26 protein-coding genes are annotated in these 20,394 nt (G+C 61.7%); 11 read left to right on the top strand and 15 right to left on the bottom strand.

The genetic code is table 11. The features are described from left to right. Positions 1-62: 62 nt before the first annotated feature. The 7 genes from murA to PRJ_RS05090 all read right to left on the bottom strand — a co-directional run bounded on the left by murA (position 63) and on the right by PRJ_RS05090 (position 4,756). A complete protein-coding gene (gene murA, locus PRJ_RS05120; RefSeq protein WP_003255119.1) occupies positions 63-1,328 on the bottom strand; it encodes a UDP-N-acetylglucosamine 1-carboxyvinyltransferase in 1,266 nt (421 codons plus the stop codon). A gap of 23 nt (positions 1,329-1,351) precedes the next feature. Further along, the gene (locus tag PRJ_RS05115; protein ID WP_003255121.1) at positions 1,352-1,591 is read right to left on the bottom strand and encodes a BolA family protein; all 240 of its coding nucleotides are present in this window, start codon (positions 1,589-1,591) and stop codon (positions 1,352-1,354) included. A 117-nt stretch (positions 1,592-1,708) separates the two neighbouring features. Further along, entirely contained in the window at positions 1,709-2,011 is a 303-nt protein-coding gene (locus PRJ_RS05110; protein WP_003255122.1) for a lipid asymmetry maintenance protein MlaB, read from the bottom strand. Then, positions 2,008-2,655 carry a phospholipid-binding protein MlaC gene (locus tag PRJ_RS05105; RefSeq protein WP_010952153.1) on the bottom strand — a complete coding sequence of 216 codons (648 nt, stop codon included), beginning with the start codon at positions 2,653-2,655 and terminating at the stop codon, positions 2,008-2,010. Before PRJ_RS05105 ends, PRJ_RS05110 begins: the two co-directional genes overlap by 4 nt. Before the next feature lie 9 nt (positions 2,656-2,664). Continuing rightward, positions 2,665-3,150 carry an outer membrane lipid asymmetry maintenance protein MlaD gene (gene mlaD, locus PRJ_RS05100; protein ID WP_014755441.1) on the bottom strand — a complete coding sequence of 162 codons (486 nt, stop codon included), beginning with the start codon at positions 3,148-3,150 and terminating at the stop codon, positions 2,665-2,667. Continuing rightward, complete coding sequence (mlaE, locus tag PRJ_RS05095; RefSeq protein ID WP_003255125.1) at positions 3,150-3,947, bottom strand: lipid asymmetry maintenance ABC transporter permease subunit MlaE; 798 nt, start codon at positions 3,945-3,947, stop codon at positions 3,150-3,152. The genes mlaD and mlaE overlap by 1 nt, the downstream gene beginning before the upstream one ends. After that, positions 3,947-4,756, bottom strand: a complete 810-nt coding sequence (locus PRJ_RS05090; protein ID WP_003255127.1) for an ATP-binding cassette domain-containing protein — start codon at positions 4,754-4,756, stop codon at positions 3,947-3,949. The genes mlaE and PRJ_RS05090 overlap by 1 nt, the downstream gene beginning before the upstream one ends. Before the next feature lie 248 nt (positions 4,757-5,004). Between PRJ_RS05090 and PRJ_RS05085 the strand changes: the two genes are divergently transcribed. The 10 genes from PRJ_RS05085 to PRJ_RS05040 all read left to right on the top strand — a co-directional run bounded on the left by PRJ_RS05085 (position 5,005) and on the right by PRJ_RS05040 (position 12,016). Continuing rightward, entirely contained in the window at positions 5,005-5,979 is a 975-nt protein-coding gene (locus PRJ_RS05085; RefSeq protein ID WP_104960858.1) for an SIS domain-containing protein, read from the top strand. Positions 5,980-5,991: 12 nt separating this feature from the next. After that, complete coding sequence (locus PRJ_RS05080) at positions 5,992-6,516, top strand: HAD family hydrolase (RefSeq protein WP_014589828.1); 525 nt, start codon at positions 5,992-5,994, stop codon at positions 6,514-6,516. Between the two features lie 8 nt (positions 6,517-6,524). Next, positions 6,525-7,097 carry an LPS export ABC transporter periplasmic protein LptC gene (lptC, locus tag PRJ_RS05075; RefSeq protein ID WP_019438078.1) on the top strand — a complete coding sequence of 191 codons (573 nt, stop codon included), beginning with the start codon at positions 6,525-6,527 and terminating at the stop codon, positions 7,095-7,097. Then, entirely contained in the window at positions 7,084-7,608 is a 525-nt protein-coding gene (lptA, locus tag PRJ_RS05070) for a lipopolysaccharide transport periplasmic protein LptA (RefSeq protein ID WP_003255131.1), read from the top strand. Before lptC ends, lptA begins: the two co-directional genes overlap by 14 nt. Beyond that, a complete protein-coding gene (gene lptB, locus PRJ_RS05065) occupies positions 7,609-8,334 on the top strand; it encodes an LPS export ABC transporter ATP-binding protein (protein ID WP_003255132.1) in 726 nt (241 codons plus the stop codon). 175 nt (positions 8,335-8,509) lie between these two features. Further along, positions 8,510-10,003 carry an RNA polymerase factor sigma-54 gene (locus PRJ_RS05060; RefSeq protein ID WP_003255133.1) on the top strand — a complete coding sequence of 498 codons (1,494 nt, stop codon included), beginning with the start codon at positions 8,510-8,512 and terminating at the stop codon, positions 10,001-10,003. A gap of 79 nt (positions 10,004-10,082) precedes the next feature. Then, positions 10,083-10,391, top strand: a complete 309-nt coding sequence (gene hpf, locus PRJ_RS05055) for a ribosome hibernation-promoting factor, HPF/YfiA family (protein WP_003255135.1) — start codon at positions 10,083-10,085, stop codon at positions 10,389-10,391. A 12-nt stretch (positions 10,392-10,403) separates the two neighbouring features. Beyond that, positions 10,404-10,868: a PTS IIA-like nitrogen regulatory protein PtsN gene (ptsN, locus tag PRJ_RS05050; protein WP_003255137.1), complete on the top strand. Its 465-nt coding sequence runs from the start codon at positions 10,404-10,406 to the stop codon at positions 10,866-10,868. Positions 10,869-10,870: 2 nt separating this feature from the next. Continuing rightward, positions 10,871-11,725 carry an RNase adapter RapZ gene (gene rapZ, locus PRJ_RS05045; protein ID WP_010952145.1) on the top strand — a complete coding sequence of 285 codons (855 nt, stop codon included), beginning with the start codon at positions 10,871-10,873 and terminating at the stop codon, positions 11,723-11,725. Positions 11,726-11,743: 18 nt separating this feature from the next. Continuing rightward, the gene (locus PRJ_RS05040) at positions 11,744-12,016 is read left to right on the top strand and encodes an HPr family phosphocarrier protein (RefSeq protein WP_010952144.1); all 273 of its coding nucleotides are present in this window, start codon (positions 11,744-11,746) and stop codon (positions 12,014-12,016) included. A 27-nt stretch (positions 12,017-12,043) separates the two neighbouring features. Here the strand turns inward: PRJ_RS05040 and PRJ_RS05035 are convergent, their stop codons facing one another. The 6 genes from PRJ_RS05035 to pmbA form a co-directional block, all read right to left on the bottom strand. After that, positions 12,044-12,937 (bottom strand): ZIP family metal transporter, encoded by an 894-nt coding sequence (locus PRJ_RS05035; protein ID WP_104960857.1) that lies wholly within the window; start codon positions 12,935-12,937, stop codon positions 12,044-12,046. 11 nt (positions 12,938-12,948) lie between these two features. Next, positions 12,949-13,560 carry a superoxide dismutase gene (locus PRJ_RS05030; RefSeq protein WP_104960856.1) on the bottom strand — a complete coding sequence of 204 codons (612 nt, stop codon included), beginning with the start codon at positions 13,558-13,560 and terminating at the stop codon, positions 12,949-12,951. A 1-nt stretch (position 13,561) separates the two neighbouring features. After that, the gene (locus PRJ_RS05025) at positions 13,562-14,023 is read right to left on the bottom strand and encodes a hypothetical protein (RefSeq protein ID WP_064492413.1); all 462 of its coding nucleotides are present in this window, start codon (positions 14,021-14,023) and stop codon (positions 13,562-13,564) included. Positions 14,024-14,050: 27 nt separating this feature from the next. After that, positions 14,051-15,427, bottom strand: a complete 1,377-nt coding sequence (locus PRJ_RS05020; RefSeq protein ID WP_029615372.1) for a lyase family protein — start codon at positions 15,425-15,427, stop codon at positions 14,051-14,053. Beyond that, positions 15,420-15,821: a hypothetical protein gene (locus tag PRJ_RS05015; RefSeq protein WP_012051310.1), complete on the bottom strand. Its 402-nt coding sequence runs from the start codon at positions 15,819-15,821 to the stop codon at positions 15,420-15,422. The genes PRJ_RS05020 and PRJ_RS05015 overlap by 8 nt, the downstream gene beginning before the upstream one ends. A 242-nt stretch (positions 15,822-16,063) precedes the next feature. Then, the gene (gene pmbA / locus PRJ_RS05010; RefSeq protein ID WP_014589820.1) at positions 16,064-17,410 is read right to left on the bottom strand and encodes a metalloprotease PmbA; all 1,347 of its coding nucleotides are present in this window, start codon (positions 17,408-17,410) and stop codon (positions 16,064-16,066) included. Positions 17,411-17,519: 109 nt separating this feature from the next. Between pmbA and yjgA the strand changes: the two genes are divergently transcribed. Next, positions 17,520-18,041, top strand: coding sequence for a ribosome biogenesis factor YjgA (gene yjgA / locus PRJ_RS05005; protein ID WP_003255152.1), 522 nt, complete (start codon positions 17,520-17,522; stop codon positions 18,039-18,041). A gap of 57 nt (positions 18,042-18,098) precedes the next feature. On the opposite strand, the gene tldD is transcribed toward yjgA, so the two are convergent. Both tldD and PRJ_RS04995 read right to left on the bottom strand, forming a co-directional pair. Next, complete coding sequence (gene tldD, locus PRJ_RS05000) at positions 18,099-19,538, bottom strand: metalloprotease TldD (RefSeq protein WP_003255154.1); 1,440 nt, start codon at positions 19,536-19,538, stop codon at positions 18,099-18,101. A gap of 2 nt (positions 19,539-19,540) precedes the next feature. Further along, positions 19,541-20,392, bottom strand: coding sequence for a carbon-nitrogen hydrolase family protein (locus PRJ_RS04995; RefSeq protein ID WP_104960855.1), 852 nt, complete (start codon positions 20,390-20,392; stop codon positions 19,541-19,543). Positions 20,393-20,394 lie beyond the last annotated feature (2 nt).

Below are 20,394 nucleotides of genomic sequence, written 5' to 3'. Positions count from 1 at the left end.
CGGCCAGGTCATCGACCTGGCCGCATTCAATTCAAAAGGTGCGTCCTTGCACCCGCGGGGTACTAGCCCGGTACGCGGCGGATTTTCGCGCCGAGCATCTGCAGTTTTTCCTCGATGCACTCGTAACCACGGTCGATGTGGTAGATGCGATCGATCAGGGTATCGCCTTCGGCAACCAGCGCCGACAGCACCAGGCTGGCGGAAGCACGCAGGTCGGTGGCCATGACCGGGGCACCCTTCAGCGCCTTGACGCCAGTGACGATGGCGGTGTTGCCTTCGACCTGGATCTGCGCGCCCATGCGGTGCATTTCGTAAACATGCATGAAGCGGTTTTCGAAGATGGTCTCGATTACCGCGCCAGTGCCTTCGGCAATGGCATTAAGCGAGATGAACTGCGCCTGCATGTCGGTTGGGAACGCCGGATACGGGGCAGTACGCAGGTTGACGGCTTTCGGCCGCTTGCCATGCATGTCCAGTTCGATCCAGTCTTCGCCGGTGTTGATGTCGGCACCCGCTTCCTTGAGCTTTTCAAGCACGGCTTCAAGGATGGTAGGGTCGGTGTCCTTGACCTTGACGCGGCCACCGGTCACGGCAGCGGCAACCAGGTAGGTACCGGTCTCGATGCGGTCCGGCATCACGCGGTAGTTGGCCGAATCCAGTCGTTCGACACCATCGATGGTGATGGTGTCGGTGCCTGCGCCCTGAATGTTCCCGCCCATGGCGTTGATGAAGTTGGCCAGGTCGACCACTTCAGGCTCACGCGCGGCGTTCTGCAACACGCTGCGGCCCTTGGCCAAGGCAGCGGCCATCATGATGTTCTCGGTACCGGTCACGCTGACGGTGTCGAAGAAGAAGTGCGCGCCGCGCAGGCCACCTTCAGGCGCCTTGGCCTTGATGTAGCCGCCTTCCACTTCGATCTTCGCCCCCATGGCCTCAAGGCCACGGATGTGCAGATCGACCGGGCGCGAACCAATGGCGCAACCGCCAGGCAGGGCCACTTCGGCCTCGCCGAAACGGGCAACCATCGGGCCCAGCACCAGGATCGAGGCGCGCATGGTCTTGACCAGCTCGTACGGCGCGACCAGGGTCTTGATGGTGCGTGGATCGATCTCCACCGACAGCTTTTCGTCGATCACAGGCTCGATGCCCATGCGCCCGAACAGCTCGATCATGGTGGTGATGTCGTGCAGGTGCGGCAGGTTGCCCACGGTGACCGGGCCATCGGCCAGCAGGGTCGCTGCCAGAATCGGCAGGGCTGCGTTCTTCGCGCCCGAAATGCGGATCTCGCCGTCAAGGCGAGCGCCGCCAGTAATAATCAGTTTGTCCATTGGAGTCTCGCCGCCAAGTTGGCTCAGGTGCGCTCAGCCCAGGCTGCGCTGCTGAAAAATTTCATGGTTACCGCATGGATGCTGCCATTGGCGATCCACGGATTCAGGTGAGCATAGATCGCCTGCTGGCGTTTGACCGGACTCAGGCCAGCCAACTCGTCGCTGATCACGTTCAACTGGAAGTTGCAGCCTTCGCCTTCAACTTCGACCCGGGAACCCGGCAATTTCTCTTCAAGGAAGCTTTTAACTTCTACGGCCTGCATGCTCAACCTCAATCGGCGCCCGATGCGCACGGGTCGGCCATCATACAAAAAAGCCCCTCGCCTGCGAAGCCCAACGAAGGCTTCGCTGACCGAGGGGCCATCATCCGTGCCTGGCCACTAGCTTGCCAGCACTTCATCGAGATCATAGACCTCGGCAATTTCCCGCATGTCGTCAGGCATGCCACGCACTTCGCACGCCTTGCCAGTGGCCTGAGCATCCCGCATGTACGCAAGCAGCAGCGACAAGCCGACACTCGACGACTTCTCGACAGCCGAGCAATCAAGCACCAGTCGCGGCTCGCGCGAGCCATCGATCAGCACCTTGCCTTGCTTGCGCAAGGCCGGGCCGCTGCGGTAGTCCAGCACGCCAGCCAGACGCAGCACGCCCGGCTCTGCCATGCTTACAGCGGCCTCACTCATTTGACGCTCTTCTCTGGCGAGTTGTCGGCAGCCTGCTTGGCCTTGGCCACTTCGCCGGCCCAGCCGTCGATGGTCTTGTCCAGGTCATTGCCGTTACGCTGCATGGCATCGGCGAACTGGTCACGGAACAGCTTGCCGATGTTGATGCCGTTGACGATCACGTTACGCACCTTCCACTCGCCGCCAATGTTCTCCAGGGTGTACTGCACGGGGTACACGGCACCGTTGTTGCCGGTAACCTTCATGCCGACACTGGCGCGCTTGCCGTCATCGGCTTTAGCCGGGTCGACAGTGATGCCCTGGTTGTTGTACTCGAGCAAGGCATTGCCATAGAACTGCATCAGGCTGCGCTTGAAGTTTTCCTGGAAGCGCTGCATCTGCTCCGGGGTCGCCTTGCGGGAGTATTTCACGGTCATGATGCTGCGCGAGATACCGTCAGCATCCACCACCGGGCCGAGAATGCGGTTGAGCGAGTCATAGAAGGCGTTGGGGTTGGACTTGTACTGCTCCTTGTTGGCCTTGAGGTCACCGAGCAGTTCATTGGTGGTGCTTTGAACCACTTCGTGCGGTGTCTGCACAGCCAGGGCCAGCAGGGGGAAGGCCGCCAGCAGCACCAGCAAGCCACGTCGCAGGATCGAAATCATGGGTACTCCTTAATTAGCCGGTTGCGCTTCTTTCGGTTCCTTGCCAACAGAGTTGAGCAGGAACTTGCCAATCAGATCCTCCAGCACCAGTGCCGACTGAGTGTCATGGATGGTTGCACCATCCTTGAGAACGTCGTCTTCACCGCCAACGCTGATGCCGATGTACTTCTCACCAAGCAAACCGGCGGTCAGGATCGAGGCAGTGGAGTCGGTCGGCAGGTTATCGACCGACTTGTCCAGCTGCAACGTCACCCGACCGGTGTAGGAATCACGGTCCAGATCGATGGCGGTGACCTTGCCGATGGTCACACCGGCCATGGTCACTTTAGCTCTGACCGTCAAACCGGCGATATTGTCGAAGTAAGCATAAACTTTATAGGTATCGCTGCTCGGGCTGGCCGACAGCCCGCTGACACGCAGGGCCAGCAGCAGCAGCGCCAGGATCCCGGCCAGGAGGAACAGGCCGACACCGATTTCCAGGGTGCGGTTTTGCATCAGAAATCTCCAAACATCAAGGCGGTCAGAATAAAGTCCAGACCCAGCACTGCCAACGAGGCATAGACCACGGTCTTGGTGGTTGCACGACTGATCCCTTCTGAGGTGGGCTCACAGTCGTACCCCTGGAATACGGCGATCCAGGTCGAGACGAAAGCAAACACCAGGCTCTTGACCAGCCCGTTGAGCACGTCGTCAGTGAAAGAAACACTGTTCTGCATGTTGGCCCAGAACGAGCCCTCGTAGACACCCAGCCAGTCCACCGCCACCCACGAGCCACCCCAGATACCGACCACGCTGAAGATCAGCGCCAACAGCGGCAGCGAGATGAAACCGGCCCACAGGCGTGGCGCAACGATGTACTTGAGCGGGTCGACACCGATCATTTCCAGGCTCGACAACTGCTCGGTAGACTTCATGTTGCCGATTTCGGCGGTCAGCGCGGAACCGGCACGCCCGGCGAACAGCAACGCCGTTACCACCGGGCCAAGTTCACGCAGCAGGGTCAGGGCGACCATCTGCCCTACCGCCTGCTCCGAGCCGTACTTGGTCAGGATGCTGTAGCCCTGCAGCGCCAGCACCATGCCGATGAACACACCGGACACGACGACGATCGCCAGCGACAGCACACCCACCGAGTACAACTGCTTGGTCAGCAACTGGAAGCCGCCGCCAATACCACCGCGACCGACCAGCGCATGGAACAGGAACAGGCACGAACGCCCGAGCACGGCCAGCACGTCGATTGCCGAGCGGCCCAGCAGGCGGACACGTTCGAGTAAGGATTTTCTGCGCATCAACGCGCCCCCAGCAGGTCGGCGCGGTAGTCAGGCGCGGGAAAGTGGAAGGGAACCGGGCCATCCGGGTCGCCTTTCATGAATTGGCGGATCCGTGGATTGTCCGAACCCATCAACTCATCAGGCGTCCCCTGGCCCAGCACCTGGCCGTCACCTACAACGTAGATGTAGTCGGCGATGCTGGCAGTTTCTGCCAGGTCATGGGAAACCACGATGCTGGTGATGCCCAGGGCATCGTTGAGCAGGCGAATCAGGCGCACCAGTACCCCCATGGCGATCGGGTCCTGGCCGACGAACGGTTCGTCGTACATGAGGATCTGCGGGTCCAGGGCAATCGCCCGGGCCAGCGCCACACGGCGCTTCATGCCACCGGACAGCTCGTCGGGCATCAGGTCGATGGCACCGCGCAGGCCCACGGCCTGCAGCTTCATCAACACAATGTCACGGATCATTTCGTCCGACAGCTGAGTATGCACGCGCAGCGGGAACGCGACGTTCTCGAACACATCGAGGTCGGTGAACAACGCGCCGCTCTGGAACAGTACGCCCATCTGCTTGCGGGCGTCGAACAGGTCGCTGCGCGACAGCGTCGGCAGGTTCTGCCCGGCAACCCATACCTCACCGCTCGCGGGGCGCAACTGTGCGCCCATCAGGCGGAGCAACGTGGTCTTGCCGCACCCAGATGGCCCCATGATGCCGGTGACCTTGCCGCGCGGGATGCTGATGTCCACGTTGCTGAAAATGCTGCGCGAACCACGTTTGAAGGTTACTCCCTTCAACTCGACCGCGTAGGCGCTATCCACACTCATCTAGACTCCTTGCTAATGCAGCCTCGTCCTAATGGACGCCGGCCTCCATCTGGAAGGCACACGCACCCCTGACAGGCCGAATAGCGGCGAACTATAGCACCGCTGACAGCCCCGCCCCAAGGCCGGACAAGCAGTCGTTCAGCCCCGAGACAGGCTTTGGTGGTATTCACTGCAACAATCGAGGAGGTGAGGGTTTTCATCATTGCGCGTATAATCGTCGCCCTTTCATCAGGCATTGCTTTTTCGACATGAGCCAATCCAGCGAGCTGATCCAATCCGCCCAACGCACTCTGCGCCTGGAACTCGAGGCCGTAGAGGCCCTTTTGGCGCGCATCGACGACAATTTCGTCAAAGCCTGCAAACTGATTCTGGCCAGCAAGGGCCGGGTCGTCGTGGTCGGCATGGGCAAGTCCGGGCACATCGGCAACAAGATCGCCGCGACCCTGGCCAGCACCGGCACACCGGCGTTTTTCGTGCATCCGGCCGAAGCCAGCCATGGCGACATGGGCATGATCACCCGTGATGATGTCATCCTTGCGCTGTCGAACTCCGGCAGCACCGCCGAAATCGTCACCCTGCTGCCGTTCATCAAGCGCCTTGGCATCAAGCTGATCAGCCTGACCGGCAACCCGGACTCGCCGCTGGCCCAGGCCGCCGAGGTCAACCTTGACGCACGTGTCGAACAAGAGGCCTGCCCGCTGAACCTGGCCCCCACCTCCTCCACCACGGCAGCGCTGGTACTGGGCGACGCCTTGGCCATCGCCTTGCTCGAAGCCCGCGGCTTCACCGCCGAGGACTTCGCCTTCTCGCACCCGGGAGGCGCGCTGGGCCGCCGCCTGCTGCTGAAGGTCGAGAACGTGATGCACGCCGGCGACGATCTGCCTCAAGTTCCACGCGGCACCCTGCTCAAGGACGCGCTGCTGGAAATGTCCCACAAAGGTTTGGGCATGACCGTGATCGTCGAAGCCGATGGCAAACTGGCCGGGATCTTCACCGACGGTGACCTGCGCCGCAGCCTGGACCGCAATATCGATGTGCACACCACCCTGATCGACCAGGTCATGACCGTTCATGGCAAGACTGCGCGTGCCGACATGCTCGCCGCCGAAGCCCTGAAGATAATGGAAGACCACAAGATCAACGCCCTGGTGGTGGTGGACCGTGAAGACCGCCCGACCGGCGCCCTGAACATGCATGACCTGCTGCGCGCCGGCGTAATGTAAAGGAGCGATGGAATGAACCAGGACCTCATGCAACGCGGCAAAGGCATCAAGCTGGCAGTGTTCGACGTGGACGGCGTGCTCACCGACGGCCGCCTGTACTTCCTCGAGGATGGCAGCGAATTCAAGACGTTCAATACCCTCGACGGCCAGGGCATCAAGATGCTCATGGCCTCGGGCGTGACCACCGCGATCATCAGCGGGCGCAAGACCCCCGTGGTCGAACGCCGGGCCAGGAACCTCGGTATCCCGCACCTCTACCAAGGCCGGGAAGACAAATTGGTGGTGCTTGACGGCCTGCTCGCCGAACTGGGCCTAAGCTATGATCAAGTGGCTTACCTGGGCGACGACCTGCCCGACCTGCCGGTGATTCGCCGGGTGGCTCTGGGCATGGCCGTAGCCAACGCCGCACCGTTCGTACGCCAGCACGCCCACGGCGTGACCCAGGCACGTGGCGGCGAAGGCGCGGCCCGTGAATTCTGCGAAATGATCATGCAGGCCCAGGGCACCCTGGACGCTGCCAACGCCAACTACCTGTAAGGCTGCCCATGCTCAGCAAGAAAGCCCGAAACATTGCGCTGCTCGGGGCGATAGCCGCCCTGTTGGTAGCCATTGGCTACTGGAATGTCAGCCCGGAGAGCTTCCTCGACAAGCCCGTGGCCCAGGTCGACGAAAGCGCCATCGATTACTACGCGATCAACGCCCACAGCGTGCAGTTCCTGCCCGACGGCAAGCTGCAATACGAAATGACCGCCGACAGGATCGAACACCTCAAGACCAGCGAAATCACCCAGGTGACCACACCGGACCTGCACCTGTACCGCGGCACCGAGTACCCGTGGCATGTGCAGAGCACGCGCGCCGAGGTCAATCCTGACGGTACCGAGGTCGAACTGATCGACAAGGTGCGGATTGCCCGCACCGATGAAAAGCAGCGTGAAACCATCATCACCAGCTCACGCATGACCGTGTTCCCGCAGAAGCAATATGCGCAGACCGAGCAAGCCGTTAGAATCGACGGCGCCGGAGGCACCACTACGGGCAAAGGCATGAAAGCGTATTTGAAAGAAGGCAAGATGGACTTGCTCTCTAACGTAAGAGGACAGTATGAGGCTCGTTAAAACCCTCCCCCTTTTGCTCAGCCTGAGCGCAGCACTGGGAAGCGCGAGCGCCCTCGCCCTGCCGAACGACCGTGACCAGCCTATCCGCATCCAGGCCGACAACGCTCACCTGGATGACAAGCAAGGCGTGGCCACTTACACCGGCGACGTGATCATCACTCAGGGTTCTATGATGATCAAAGGCAACACCGTGACCATTACCCGCTCCGCCTCTGGCGATATCGACGTAGTGACCTCGGTGGGCAACCTGGCCTACTTCGAGCAGCAGCAGAGCGCAGCCAAGCCGGACAAGATGAAAGGCTGGGGCGTAACCATCCAGTACCAGTCGCAGAAGGACTTGGTCATTCTCACCGACCGCGCCAAGGTCGAGAGCGAAGGCAATACCACCGAAGGCGAAAAGATCGTCTACAACACCCAGACCCAGGTGGCGACCGCCGGTCGCGGTGGCAATGTGACAACACCCCGTCAGCGCATCGACATGGTGATCCAGCCCAAGAAGAAGGCCGAGTAAATGGCAACCCTCAAAGCCCAGCACCTGGCAAAGAGCTACAAGGGGCGGCAGGTAGTACGTGATGTCAGCCTGTCTATCGACAGCGGCCAGATCGTCGGCCTGCTCGGCCCCAACGGCGCCGGCAAGACCACTTGCTTCTACATGATTGTCGGGCTGGTCCAGGCCGAACAGGGCCGCGTACTGATCGACAACCTCGATGTCAGCCACCAGCCCATGCACGGCCGCGCCCGCGCCGGAATCGGCTACCTGCCGCAGGAAGCCTCGATCTTCCGCAAGCTGTCGGTCGCCGACAACATCATGGCCATCCTCGAGACCCGCAAGGACCTCGACCGGGACGGCCGCCGCAAAGAGCTGGAAAGCCTGCTGCAGGAGTTCCACATCAGCCACATCCGGGACAACCTCGGCATGAGCCTGTCCGGTGGTGAACGCCGCCGCGTCGAAATTGCGCGCGCCCTGGCAACCGCACCCAAGTTCATCCTGCTGGACGAACCGTTCGCCGGTGTCGACCCGATTTCGGTCGGCGACATCAAGCAGATCATCCACCACCTCAAGGCCAAAGGTATCGGCGTACTGATTACCGACCACAACGTGCGTGAAACCCTGGATATCTGCGAAACCGCTTATATCGTCAACGATGGCCGACTGATCGCCGAAGGCGACGCTGAAACCATCTTGGCAAACGACCTGGTCAAAGAAGTTTACTTGGGTCACGAGTTCCGCCTCTGACCCGGCACGTGCCTGAAGTACTGGCAAACAGCCCTGAAACTGCGGGTAAAGTTGTTACGGTACTCTAGGCAAACGCTACAATTTAAGGCATAAAACTTGCTTGATCTGGCGCTCCGGCGCCCTCGTGTAGTGGATGGCGCATGCGCGCCGGCGAACAAGGTATTAAGCCCCTGCCATGAAACCATCGCTCGTCCTAAAAATGGGCCAGCAACTGACGATGACACCTCAGTTGCAACAGGCCATCCGCCTGCTCCAGCTCTCTACCCTGGACCTCCAACAGGAAATCCAGGAAGCGCTGGAGTCGAACCCGATGCTCGAACGTCAGGAAGACGGCGAAGACTTCGACAACAGCGACCCGATGGCCGACAACGCCGAGAACAAGCCGGCCGCCGAAGTTCAGGACAACAGTTTCCAGGAAAGCACCGTCAGCGCCGACAACCTGGAAGACGGAGAGTGGAGCGAGCGCATCCCCAACGAGCTCCCGGTCGATACCGCCTGGGAAGACATCTACCAGACCAGCGCCAGCAGCCTGCCGAGCAACGATGACGACGAATGGGACTTCACCACGCGCACATCGGCCGGCGAAAGCCTGCAAAGCCACCTGCTGTGGCAGTTGAACCTGGCGCCGATGTCCGACACCGACCGCTTGATTGCCGTGACCCTGATCGACAGCATCAACGGCCAGGGCTACCTGGAAGACACACTCGAAGAAATCTGCGCCGGTTTCGACCCCGAGCTGGATATCGAACTGGACGAGGTCGAAGCCGTACTGCACCGCATCCAGCAGTTCGAGCCGGCTGGCGTCGGCGCCCGCAATCTCGGCGAATGCCTGTTGCTGCAACTGCGCCAACTGCCCGCTACAACCCCGTGGATGACCGAAGCCAAGCGCCTGGTCACCGATTTCATCGACCTGCTCGGCAGCCGTGACTACAGCCAGCTGATGCGGCGGATGAAAATCAAGGAAGACGAGCTGCGCCAGGTCATCGAACTGGTGCAAAGCCTTAACCCGCGCCCTGGTTCGCAGATCGAGTCCAGCGAGCCCGAGTACGTGGTGCCCGACGTCATCGTGCGCAAGGACAGCGACCGTTGGCTGGTAGAACTGAACCAGGAAGCCATCCCACGCCTGCGCGTCAACCCACAATACGCCGGCTTCGTGCGCCGTGCCGACACCAGCGCCGACAACACCTTCATGCGCAACCAGCTGCAGGAAGCGCGCTGGTTCATCAAGAGCCTGCAAAGCCGTAACGAAACCCTGATGAAGGTTGCCACGCAGATCGTCGAGCACCAGCGCGGCTTCCTCGACCACGGCGACGAAGCGATGAAGCCGTTGGTACTGCATGACATTGCCGAAGCCGTAGGCATGCACGAATCGACCATTTCGCGGGTTACCACGCAGAAATACATGCACACCCCGCGTGGCATCTACGAACTGAAATACTTTTTCTCCAGCCATGTCAGCACCTCCGAAGGCGGAGAATGCTCGTCCACGGCGATCCGCGCGATCATCAAGAAACTGGTTGCGGCGGAAAATCAGAAAAAGCCATTGAGTGACAGCAAGATCGCTGGTTTACTGGAGGCACAAGGCATCCAGGTAGCCCGTCGCACCGTCGCCAAGTACCGCGAGTCCCTCGGCATCGCACCGTCGAGCGAACGCAAGCGACTGATGTAGCCCCTGAGATGTGCCACAGCGTTTTCGTGGCAGGTGCAAGACCTGCCTCTTTATGCACGGGCAACAAAGGAGAAGCTGTATGCAAGTCAATATCAGTGGACAGCATGTAGAAGTCACCCAGCCACTGCGCGATTACGTGCTTGAAAAGCTCGCCCGCGTGGAGAGTCACTTCGACAAGATCACCAACGTGCAGGTAATCATGAAAGTCGAGAAGCTTCAGCAGAAGGTCGAGGCGACCCTGCAGATTCCCGGCGGCGAAGTGGTAGCCAACGCCGAACACGAAGACATGTATGCAGCGATCGACGCCCTGGCCGACAAGCTCGACCGCCAACTGAAAAAACACAAGGAAAAACAGCAAAGCCTGCTGCAAGGTGCAGCTGCCCGCTGATCCCCCTCATCCATGATCCGACTTGAAACCATCCTGACCCCCGGCCGTTCCCTCGTGAACGTGCCGGGCGGCAGCAAGAAGCGCGCCCTGGAAAAGGTCGCCACTGTCATCGCCGACCAAGTGCCAGAACTGGAGATGCAGGACGTCTTCGAAAAACTGGTAGCCCGGGAAAAGCTCGGCTCTACCGGTTTCGGCAACGGCATCGCCATCCCGCACTGCCGGCTTGAAGGATGCTCCGCGCCAGTCAGCGCCCTGCTGCACCTGGAAGCGCCTATCGATTACGACGCCATCGATGGCGCGCCGGTGGACCTGCTGTTTGTGCTGCTGGTGCCCGAAGCGGCCACCGATGCCCACCTTGAACTTCTGCGTCAGATCGCCAGCATGCTCGATCGCAAGGAGGTCCGTGATCGACTGCGTGCGGCCACCAGCAACGAGGCCCTGTTCCAGGTTGTCCTGGACGTACAGAACGAGCACTGAACATGCGCCTGATCATCGTCAGCGGCCGGTCCGGCTCCGGCAAGAGCACCGCCCTCGATGTCCTGGAAGACAGCGGTTTCTATTGCATCGACAATCTGCCCGCCGGGCTACTGCCGCAGTTGGCGGAAAATGCACTGATCAACACCGAATTGCTGCAGCCCAAGGTGGCGGTTTCGATCGACGCGCGCAACCTGCCCAGCCACCTGATGCGCTTTCCCGAGCTGCTCGAAGAAGCCCGCGCACGGCACATCCAGTGCGATGTGTTGTACCTGGATGCCGATGAAGAGGTCCTTCTCAAGCGTTTCTCGGAAACCCGCAGGCGGCACCCCCTGACCAACGCCAACCGCTCGCTCGCGGAAGCGATCCGCGTGGAAAGCGATTTGTTGGGCCCCATTGCCGACCTGGCCGACCTGAAGATCGACACCACCAACCTGAACCTGTACCAGTTGCGTGACTCGATCAAACTGCGCCTGCTCAACCAGCCCGAGCCTGGCACAGCGTTTCTGGTCGAGTCGTTCGGCTTCAAGCGGGGCATGCCGGTCGACGCCGACCTGGTTTTTGACGTGCGCTGCCTGCCCAATCCCTACTGGAAACCGGAACTGCGTGAGCACTCGGGCCTCGATCAACCCGTGATCGACTACCTGGCCGCACAACCGGATGTCGAAGACATGTACAACGACATCTCCAGCTACCTGCTCAAATGGTTGCCCCGCTTCGCTGCCAGCAACCGCGCCTACGTAACCATTGCCATCGGCTGCACTGGCGGACATCACCGTTCGGTGTACATCACCGAGCGCCTTGGTCGACAGCTGCAGCAAACCCTGAAAAACGTCCAGGTCCGCCATCGCGACCTCTAGCCCAAGGATCCGCCCCAGATGCCCGCCCGCGAAATCACCATCATCAACAAGCTGGGTCTGCATGCCCGGGCGGCAGCCAAGTTCGTTGGTGTGGCCGGCCGCTTCCCCTGCCAGGTACGGGTGGGTCGCGCCCCGGACAAGCTGGTGGATGGCAAGAGCATCATGGCGGTGATGATGCTGGCCGCAGGCAAAGGCACCCAGGTGCACCTGCATACCGAGGGCGAGCAGGACAGCGACGCCATGGACGCACTGGTCGAGCTGATCAACAATTTCTTTGACGAAGGCGAATAGGCCTCGCAAACCTGCGCTTGCACCAGGTCAGGACATCGCGGTATCCATCACCATCATCAGACAGAAGCCTGTACACAGCCCAAGGCTGGCCAGACGATGATGGCCGTTGCTGCGCGATTCGGGGATGATTTCCTGGGTGACCACCAGCAACATCGCCCCCGCTGCACAGGCCAGCCCCAGCGGCAGCAGCAGTTCGGCAACATTCACCAGCCAGGCACAGATCAACGCCGCCAGCGGCTCGACCAAGCCTGAGGCTGCGCCGATCAGGAAGGCCTTGAAGCGCGGCATGCCCGCCCCTGCCAGCACCAGCGCGATCACCAGCCCCTCAGGCACATCCTGCAAGGCAATGCCCATGGCCAGGCTGTCGGCGTCGGCCATTCCACCCCCGGCCGACACACCAATGGCCATACCTTCGGGGATGTTGTGGGCAATGATGGCAATCACGAAAAGCCAGATGCGCGCTGCAATCACCGGCTGGTTTGCCGTGCCCACCAGCGCTTCCGGCGAAGCCCAGGATACCTTGAGGTCGACCAGGAACAGGCACAACGCCCCGAACATCAGGCCAAAGCTGACCAGGCCACCTGCCCCCCAAGGGCTGAAACCAATAGACTGAGCCGCCGCCAGGCCCGGCATGATCAGGGAAAACGCGGTGGCCGCCAGCATCACGCCAGCACCGAAGCCCAACAGCGTATCCGCCAGCGCCACCGGCATATTGCGAATGACCAGTACCGGTACTGCGCCCAGTGCCGTACCCAGTGCGCATAAAGCACCGCCCTCCAGGGCGCGCAGTATGCGCGGGTCGAGATCTAGCCAGGCGAGGCCGCGCGCCACCAATAACGCGGCGCCAGCCAGCAAAAGCAAAGTCCCAAGCGCCAGGCGGAACAGGCGCACACTGCTGACAGACATCACCTCAGAGCGCATACCGGTCCGACTCACTTCAGGGCTTCAAGGTAACGACGTTCAACTTCCACCCAGTCAATGACGTTGTAGAAGGCACCGATGTATTCCGGACGACGGTTCTGGTACTTGAGGTAGTACGCGTGCTCCCACACGTCCAGGCCCAGGATCGGCGCATTGCCGTACATCAGCGGGCTGTCCTGGTTGCCGCTACTCTCCACCATCAAGGTTTTTTGCGGCGTCACGCTGAGCCAGGCCCAACCGCTGCCGAAGCGGGTCAACGCGGCTTTGGTGAAAGCCTCCTTGAAAGCCTCGAAGCCGCCAAGTTGTGCAGTGACGGCTTGCGCCAGCTGGCCCACAGGCTCGCCACCGCCCTGAGGCGACATGACAGTCCAGAACAGGCTGTGGTTGGCGTGACCACCGCCGTGGTTGGTCACGGCGCCACGCAGGTTTTCCGGCAGCTGCTTGACGGCAGCGACCAGTTTTTCCACCGGCCATTCGGCCCACTCGGTACCTTCGAGGGCAGCGTTGAGGCCGTTCACGTAGGTCTGGTGATGCTTGGTGTGGTGGATTTCCATTGTCTGGGCATCAATGTGTGGTTCCAGCGCATCGTAGGCGTATGGCAATGCAGGCAAGGTATGGGGCATGTCAGTGAATTCCGTAGGCATGGTTTCTGGGTGCCACATCCGGCAGGGCAGCGAGCTCGCTGGCCCCGGCGCTGTGGCGGTTGAGCAAGCGCTCGGTACGCGGGTACTGGCCATACTCGGCAATGAAACTCAGCAGCTCGGTGTAAGTGCGCGCACTGTGGCGCAAGGCTGCATCACGCAGCCCCTGAGGCAGGCGCGCTTCCTGGCAGGCCTGCAGCAGTCGCTGGTGAGCAGCGCACAGGTAGTCGGCGCTTTCATGCGGCTGGTCAAGGCGCAGGTGCAGGTCAGCCAGGTTGTGGTGGGCGATGACGAATGCAGCCACCGCTTCGTCCACGTCATGCCAGCGCTCGAACAGCACCTGGGCCAACGCCAAGGCTTGCAGGTAGTGTTCCCGGGCGTCCACCAGTTCGCCTTGTTCGAATAGGCGGTTGGCGGTTTCCGTGGTGCGTTTCCAGTGCTGCATGGTTGTCTCCTGGGCGGTGACGCCGTGTCAGATACCGCCGGCGGTGAGTTTTTCCGGGTCCAGCAGCGCTTCAAGCTGGTCGCGGGACAGGTCGGTGTGCTCCAGCGCCACATCGATGATTGGACGACCCTGCTTGTAGGCGGTCTTGGCGATTTCGGCGGCCTTGAGGTAGCCGATGATCGGATTCAACGCCGTGACCAGAATCGGGTTGCGGGCTAGGGCTTCCTTGAGTTTGTCTTCGTTGACCTTGAAGCTGGCGATGGCTTTGTCGGCCAGCAAGCGGCTGACATTGGCCATCAGCTCGATGCTTTCCAGCAGGTTGCGGGCGATCACCGGCAGCATCACGTTCAGCTCGAAGTTACCGGCTTGGCCTGCGACGGCGATGGTCGCGTCGTTGCCAATCACTTGGGCGGCGACCATGGCAGTGGCCTCCGGGATCACCGGGTTGACCTTGCCTGGCATGATCGAAGAGCCCGGCTGCAGAGCTTGCAGCTCGATTTCGCCCAGACCGGCCAGCGGGCCGGAGTTCATCCAGCGCAGATCGTTGGCGATTTTCATCAACGCCACAGCGGTGGTCTTGAGCTGGCCCGACAAAGCCACGGCAGTGTCTTGCGAGCCGATCAGGGCGAACAGGTTCTGGCCGGGCGTGAACTCGACCTTGGTCAGGCCACTGAGCTGGCGAGCGAAACCGACAGCGAACTGCGGATGGGCATTGATGCCGGTACCCACTGCGGTTCCGCCCTGGGCCAGCGCCTGCAAGTGCGGCAGTATCCCTTCGATGTGCGCCTTGGCAGCATTGATCTGCGCAGCCCAGCCATCCAGCACCTGGCTCATGCGCACGGGCATCGCGTCCATCAGGTGAGTACGACCGGTCTTCACGTATTGATGTACTTGTGCCGACTTGACCTCGATCACCTGTACCAGGTGCGCCAGGGCTGGCAGCAACTGCTCGTGCAGGGCCAGCGCGGCGCTGACGTGGATGGTGGTTGGAATGATGTCATTGCTGCTCTGGCCACAGTTGACATGGTCATTGGCATTGACCGCCTCACCCAGTACATGGGTAGCCAAGGTGGCGATCACCTCATTGGCGTTCATGTTCGAACTGGTGCCAGAACCTGTCTGGAACACATCCACCGGGAAGTGCTGGATGAAGTCCTCGGCCAGCAGTTGCTCGACAGCCTTGACGATAGCCTGGCCCTGCCCGGCAGACAGTTGCTCCAGTTCGACGTTGGCCTTGGCCGCAGCGGCCTTGGCCAGCAACAAGGCACGAATGAACTGGGCCGGCATACGCTGGCCGCTGATCGGGAAGTTGTCGACCGCGCGCTGGGTCTGGGCGCCGTAGAGGGCCTGGGCCGGCACCTGCAGCTCACCCATGCTGTCACGCTCGATACGGGTATCACTCATCATCAAATCCTTGCATCAGTTCATCGGGAGAAATCGAAGGCAGCAGACGGCAATTGGCCAACTGCAGGGCATAGGGTTGCCAGCGTTGGTTCTGTTCCTGGCGGTCGAGGTTGCGCAGGTCCAGCAGAGGGCGCCACGCCTGATCCAGGCACAGGCAACGCCAATGCCAGGGGAGCATGCGATCGCAGGCGGTATCCAGCAGCAGACGAAACGCTGTCAGCGCCACCGTCCATGGCGAGGTTTCGGTGCAGCACACCAGATAGCGGCCTTCGGCCAGGTAATGCTCGATCAGGCGCGGCTCGTCGGGGTCGAGCGCACAGCGAATGCGCCGGCTGAGCCAGCGCCAGTTTTCCAGGTAGGGCAGTTCGCGGAGGACGGATTTCATGAACATCATCGCCGGGTTACTGGATAATGATATTCATTATTAAATGATAAACAGAATCACTTCAAGGAGAAGGTGATGAAATAAAAACCCGGCGCGAGGGCCGGGTCTTCGGATTTGCAGGGAAAGGTGTAGGGCTGTGCCGGCCTCTTCGCGGGTGAACCCGCTCCTACAACGGCCTATGTCCTCGCCCCGATGTGCGTCTAATATCGTGTAGGTGATGGATCCGCGCTAGGGCCGGCGCAGGCTAAAGATCAGCTACCAGCAACGGTCATCCGCTCGATCAGCACCGAGCCCGTATGAATGTTGCTACGGGTTTCAAGATCGCTACCGATCGCGACAATCTGCTGGAACATGTCCTTCATGTTTCCGGCGATGGTGACTTCCTGTACGGCATGCTGAATCTCGCCATTCTCGACCCAGAACCCCGCCGCACCACGGGAATAGTCCCCCGTCACCATGTTCAAGCCATGCCCCATCAGTTCGGTCACCAGCAGCCCGCGCCCCATACGGCGAATCAGCGCGGCCTGATCTTCGACACCGTGGCTGACGAACAGGTTGTGCACGCCACCGGAATTGGCCGTACTCGGCAAACCCAGCTTGCGCCCCGAATAGGTACCCAGCAAGTACGACACCAGCTCGCCTTTGTCGACAAACGGTTTGGCATAGGTGGCCAGGCCATCACCGTCGAAGGCGGCGCTGCCCAACGCGCGCGGAATATGCGGGCGTTCGTCGAGGGTCAGCCAGGAAGGGAACAGGCGCTGGCCAATGGTACCCTCCAGGAACGACGACTTGCGGTACAGGTTGCCGCCGGAAATGGCCGACAGGAAGCTGCCGAACAGGCCTCCGGCCAATTCGGCCGAGAACAGCACCGGTACCTCGCAAGTCGGCACCGGCCGGGCGCCAAGGCGGCTGGCGGCACGCTGGGCAGCGCGCAGGCCGATGCTGCTCGGGTCGGCCAGCAGGTTGCCCTGGCGGTTCACGTCGTACCAGTAGTCACGCTGCATCTGCCCGTCGCCTTCGGCAATCATCACGCAGCTCAGGCTGTGCCGGGTCGAGGCGTAACCACCGATGAACCCATGGCTGTTGCCATACACGCGGCAGCCCTGGTGGGTATTGAGGGTGGTGCCATCGGCGTTGAGGATGCGCGGGTCGGCGTCGAACGCCGCCGCCTCGCAGGCCAGGGCCATTTCGATGGCCTTCTCGGGCTCGATATCCCAGTCGTGGTACAGGTCCAGATCCGGGATTTCACGCGCCATCAGCGCTGCGTCGGCCAAGCCCGAGCATTCATCCTCGGAGGTATGCCTGGCAATTGCCAACGCTGCGGCGACGGTCTCGCGAATCGCCTCCGGTCCACTGGCCGAGGTGCTGGCCGAACCTTTGCGCTGGCCAACATAAAGGGTGATACCAAAGCCCTGGTCGCGGTTGAACTCGACCGTTTCGACCTCACGCTGGCGTACGGTGGTGGACAGCCCTTGCTCCAGCGACACCGCCACTTCGCAGGCACTGGCCCCCTGACGACGCGCCTCGGCGATGATCGCCTCGACCTGTTCCTGCAATGCTGGCAGGTCTTTCGGACCTACGCTCTGGACTGCACTCATGGTTCTCTCCACTCAAATTCTGCGTTCGGCTTGGGGTCATTCTACGACCGGGCCGGACAAGCGGCCCCCGACTGGTTATCATGGCGGCGATTTCTAGCGGACTGCCACCATGGTTGATTCAAACGACGACGCCTTCGACGGCGAAAAAAGCAAAACCCAGATCAAGCGCGAACTGCATGCGCTGGTCGAACTCGGCGAGCGGCTTACCACGCTCAAGGCCGATACCTTGGCGCGCCTGCCTTTGACCGACGAGCTGCGCAAGGCACTGGCCGAGGCCAGCAAGCACACCGCTCATGGCGCCCGTAAACGCCACATGTCGTTCGTCGGCAAGCTCATGCGCGTGCAAGACCTCGATGCCATCCATGCCTTGCTCGAACAGATGGACAGCTCGACTCGCCAGTACAACGAACGTTTCCACAGCCTGGAGCGCTGGCGTGACCGGTTGATCGACGGTAACGACGAAGACCTCGAGCGCTTCGTCAACGAGTATCCCGACACCGACCGCCAGCAGCTGCGCTCGCTGGTGCGCCATGCCCAGCACGAGAAGGCGCGGAACAAGCCGCCTGCCGCCGCGCGCAAGGTGTTCAAGTACATCCGCGACCTCGACGAGTTGCAGCGCGGGTTGCGCTGACGGACTGGGGCCCTGTGGGAGCGGACGTGCCCGCTCCTGCAAGGGCCCCCGAAGCCATCAAGCCCCGGTACCGCCCACGGTAATCGCATCCAGTTTCAAGGTAGGTTGCCCCACCCCGACCGGCACCGACTGCCCGTCCTTTCCGCACGTTCCTACCCCGCTGTCCAGTGCCAGGTCGTTACCGACCATCGAAACCCGGCTCATCGCCTCGGGACCATTGCCGATCAGGGTTGCGCCCTTCACTGGCGCGGTAATCTTGCCGTCTTCGATCAGGTAGGCCTCACTGGTGGAGAACACGAACTTGCCGCTGGTGATATCCACCTGCCCACCACCGAGGTTGGCGCAGTAGATACCCTTCTTCACCGACGCGATGATCTCCTGTGGGTCGCTTTCGCCGGCTCGCATGTAGGTGTTGGTCATGCGAGGCATCGGCAGGTGCGCGTAGGATTCACGGCGCCCGTTGCCGGTCACGGCCATGCCCATCAGGCGCGCGTTCAGCTTGTCCTGCATGTAACCCTTGAGCACGCCATTCTCGATCAGCGTGGTGCACTCGGTCGGGGTACCTTCGTCGTCCACGCTCAACGAGCCGCGGCGGCCTTCGAGGGTGCCATCGTCGACGATGGTGCACAGGCTCGACGCCACTTTCTCGCCAATGCGGCCACTGAACGCCGAACTGCCCTTGCGGTTGAAGTCGCCTTCCAGGCCATGACCGACCGCTTCGTGCAACAGCACGCCCGACCAGCCCGAGCCCAGCACCACCGGCAAGGTACCGGCCGGTGCCGGGATCGCTTCCAGATTCACCAGGGCCTGGCGCAAGGCCTCGCGGGCATAGCCCATCACCCGCTCTTCGGTGAAGTAGCGGTAATCGGTACGCCCGCCACCGCCCTGCCCGCCACGCTCGCGACGGCCATTCTGCTCGACGATGACGCTGACATTGAAGCGCACCAGCGGGCGTACGTCGGCGGCCAGGCTGCCATCGGCCGCGGCAATCAGAATGCGTTCCCAGACCCCGGCCATGCTCACGCTGACTTGCTGAATGCGCGGGTCCAGGGCACGGGTGGCGGCATCGACACGCTTAAGCAGCTCGACCTTTTCGGCACGGCTGAGCACGTCCAGCGGGTTGTCCGCGGTATACAGGGCGGCCACTTCCTGGCTGCGGAAGGCTTGCACCGTGCCGTTTTGCCCGGCACGGGAAATCGAACGGGCGGCACGGGCTGCCGAGGTCAGCGCTTCGAGGTTGATCGCGTTGCTGTAGGCGAAGCCGGTTTTTTCGCCGGACTGGGCACGCACGCCCACGCCCTGGTCGAGGTTGAAGCTGCCCTCTTTGACGATGCCGTCTTCCAGCGCCCAGGTTTCCGAGATCTGGCCCTGGAAATACAGGTCGGCGGCATCGATGCCGGGGCCAGCCAACTCACCCAGCACGCTCTGCAGGCTGTCCAGGGTCAAGCCGCCTGGGGCCAGGAGCTGCTCACTGACGGTGGATAACATCTGGCTCATAGTCACTCCGAGGTATGCGCAGGCCGCAACGCGCCCTGCGAAAAAAAGCGCCGGTGCGATACCACCGGCATGCGCGTCCGAATGGACGCTTGTTCTTCAATGTCGCGCTCGGCAAGCAGTACCGCTTCACCTTGCGCCTGTTCTGCGAGAATGCGCCCCCAAGGGTCGACGATCGCCGCATGGCCATGGGTTTCCCGTGGGCCAGGGTGGGCACCGCCCTGTGCCGCTGCCAGCAGGTAACACTGGGTTTCGATGGCCCTGGCACGCACCAGCACCTCCCAATGTGCTGCGCCGGTCACTGCAGTAAAAGCTGCCGGTGCGGTGATCAGCTCCGCGCCGGCCGCGCGCAGCGCGCTGTAAAGTTCGGGAAAGCGCAGGTCGTAACACACGCTCAGCCCCAGCCGACCGACCGGCGTATCAGCCACCACCACCTGAGCACCCTGTGCGTAGTCATCCGACTCGCGGTAACGGCCCCGGTTGTCGGCCACGTCCACATCAAACAAGTGCAGCTTGTCATACCTTGCCGCCACCTCGCCGTGTTCATCGACCAGCAGCGAGCACGCATGGGCCTTGGCATTGGGCTGGCCGAACGGTGGCAAGGGCAAAGTACCGGCAACAATCCATAACTTGAGGTCGCGGGCGGTGCGTTTCAACCACGGCAGAATGGGCCCTTCCCCCAAGGCTTCGGCACGACCGATGGCAGCCGCGTCCTTGCGCCCCATGGCGGCAAAGTTTTCCGGCAGCACCGCCAGCCGTGCGCCGCCCAGCGCGGCCTGCTCCAACAGGGCGCCGGCACGCTGCAGGTTGGTCTGCACGTCGTCCTGGCTGACCATCTGGATTACCGCTGCCTTCATGG

Source organism: Pseudomonas sp. XWY-1 (assembly GCF_002953115.1).
Lineage (GTDB): Bacteria > Pseudomonadota > Gammaproteobacteria > Pseudomonadales > Pseudomonadaceae > Aquipseudomonas > Aquipseudomonas alloputida.
The sequence above is the reverse complement of the archived record's forward strand: the minus strand, read 5'-3'. Positions and strand labels throughout refer to the sequence as shown.